Origin of the sequence: Desulfosporosinus nitroreducens, from assembly GCF_023897015.1 — a bacterium.
GTDB lineage: Bacteria > Bacillota > Desulfitobacteriia > Desulfitobacteriales > Desulfitobacteriaceae > Desulfosporosinus > Desulfosporosinus nitroreducens.
The window spans coordinates 1-1,474 of record NZ_JAMHFY010000084.1 but is presented as its reverse complement, the minus strand read 5'-3'; the positions used below and the strand labels follow the sequence as shown (position 1 = coordinate 1,474).

General features: G+C 47.5%; 1 protein-coding gene and 1 pseudogene. Both read left to right on the top strand.

The window, feature by feature from the left end:
- Nucleotides 1-411 (top strand): annotated as a pseudogene (locus tag M8E35_RS26245) (NADH-quinone oxidoreductase subunit L); the annotation flags it as partial.
- Nucleotides 411-1,474, top strand: a 1,064-nt coding sequence (locus M8E35_RS26240) for a complex I subunit 4 family protein (RefSeq protein ID WP_252473917.1), incomplete at its 3' end; no start/stop codon positions are given. The pseudogene M8E35_RS26245 and the gene M8E35_RS26240, both read left to right, overlap by 1 nt.

Genomic DNA, 1,474 nt, shown 5'->3' with positions numbered 1-1,474 from the left:
GGAATTTCCGTGGTTGCGGGACTTCTAGGGATTGGATTAGCTTATGCCACCTACGTCAAAAAAGCGATCTCGGCTGAAGATGTCGTTGAGCGCTTTCCATTCGTGTACAAACTGCTCAAAAATAAATACTATATCGATGAGCTCTATCTCTGGTTAATTCATAACATCATGGATGGTCTGGGTAAGGTCCTGTACTGGGTTGATATCTATATCGTGGACGGGATTGTCAACGGACTCGCCTTAATCACTCGAGGCAGCGGTAAAGTCCTCCGTCGGACAAATACAGGACAACTACAAACGTACGCTATGGTGTTCTTTTTCGCAGTGGTCGTCCTATTCATGGTCTTCGCCTTTGGAGAAGGTCAACTGGCGGCTCTAAACCCCTTAGCGACGCTAGGAGGTGTGAAATAATGTCTGCACTACCAACCGTAGGTTCAATGTCAATGCTTCTGCCCTTCACTCTGCTAGCACCGATAGTGGCCATGCTCTTGATTGTTTTCATGCCCAAGGAAGAAACTAAGGCCATAAAACTGATTGCCGCAATGGGTATGTTAGTATCGTTAGTACTCTCACTCTATGCTTTCGCAACCTATCAATGGGCACAGGGCGGAATGCAGTTTACCCTGACGATTCCTTGGGTGCCCGATTTGGGGGTCAACATGGCTTTGGGCGTTGACGGATTAAGCTTACCCATGCTTCTTCTGACCAACCTCATAGGTTTTGCATCCATCTATGCTTCCTGGAATATCGATAAGCGTGTCAAAGAATTCTTTATCTTATTGCTTATTCTGATTGCCGGGGTTATGGGAACCTTTATTGCTCGCGACCTGTTTATCTTCTTCCTTTTCTATGAAATCGTGGTTATTCCTATCTACATCATGGTCATCATTTGGGGAAGTACCAAACGGGTAACCAAGGAATACGCGGCTATGAAGTTAACCATTTACTTGCTGATTGGATCTGCCTTCCTCCTCGTAGGAATGGTAGCCCTTTACCTGGCAGCCGGTGCCAATGGTAATCCAACCTTTATGTTTGATCAGCTGTCAGCTCGGCAAGACCTGTACAGTCCAGCCTTCCAAAAAGTTGCCTTTGCCTTGATGATCGTGGGTTTTGGATCCCTCATTTCCATGTTCCCATTCCACTCCTGGTCTCCTGACGGTTATGCCGGAGCGCCGACCGCCGTTAGTATGATTCACGCCGGAGTCTTAAAGAAAATTGGGGGCTATGGATTAATTCGTTTAGGTGTTTATGTCCTCCCCGTAGGAGCGAGTTTTTGGGCACCGTACATTGCGACGCTCGCTGTGATTAGCGTACTCTATGCGGCCTTTATCGCTCTGGCCCAAAAGGATCTGAAATATGTCGTCGGATATTCCTCCGTCAGCCATATGGGATATGTTATTATCGCGATCGCTGCCTTGAACCCAACAGCGGCAACAGGTGCTGTGGCGATGATGTTTGCGCATGGTGTTATGGC